This window comes from Neisseria sp. HMSC064E01, assembly GCF_001808875.1.
Lineage (GTDB): Bacteria > Pseudomonadota > Gammaproteobacteria > Burkholderiales > Neisseriaceae > Neisseria > Neisseria sicca_A.
In genome coordinates, this window is record NZ_KV794982.1 from 1 (window position 1) to 878 (window position 878).

General features: G+C 55.7%; 1 protein-coding gene. It reads left to right on the forward strand.

Translation table 11 applies throughout. The features are described 5' to 3' along the window. Positions 1-878 (forward strand): RHS domain-containing protein (locus HMPREF2572_RS12785; protein WP_246827829.1); only part of this gene is annotated, 878 nt, incomplete at both ends.

Consider the following 878-nt stretch of genomic DNA (forward strand, 5'->3'; position numbering starts at 1 on the left):
GACGACGAAGTCATCACCGACATCGAACGCGATCAGCTGCACCGCGAAATCTTCCGCACACAGGGTAAGCTCGCCAGCCGCTACGAACTCGATCCCTTAGGCCGTCTGAAAAGGCAAATCGCCACCCTCAACGACCTGACGGAAACCGGCAAAGGCAAAACCAAAGTAGCGGCGGGCTATGGCCAAACCGCCGTCAAACGCAGCTACGGCTACGACCGCACCGGCAACCTGACCCACAGCACCGACCAGCGGACGGGTACGACCCAGTTCGAGTACGACAAACTGGGCCGGATTACCCAAGCGGGCAGCGAACTGTTCGCCTTCGACCCCGCGCACAATATCCTTTCAGACGACCTCAATGCCGTCCCCGACAACCGCCTGAAAACCTACAACGGCACGACCTATTACTACGACGAACTCGGCAACCTGATCCACCGCGAACTCGCCGACGGCGAAATGCAGAACTATTTCTACGACCTGCACGACCAACTGGTTAAAGCCGAAATCTTCAAAAAAGACGGCACGAAAGAGACTTGGGCCTACACCTACGACGCCCTGGGCAGAAGGATAGGCAAAGGTCGTCTGAAAAACGAAGAAGTTTCAGAAACGTCATTCCCGCATGATTTAAGCGGGAACGCCCTCGAAAACCAAACCCGTTTCGTTTGGGACGGCAGCCATTTACTGCAGGAAATCCACCCGGACGGCAGGTATACCTATATCTATACCGACCAAGAGTCCTACGAACCGCTGGCGCAAGTCCGAGACTGGACCAACGAAGACGGTGAAAACCGACAACAGACCCGCTACTTCCACTGCGACCAAATCGGTATCCCGCGTGAGATGACTGATAAGGACGGCAATTTGCTGTGGTTCGGCAA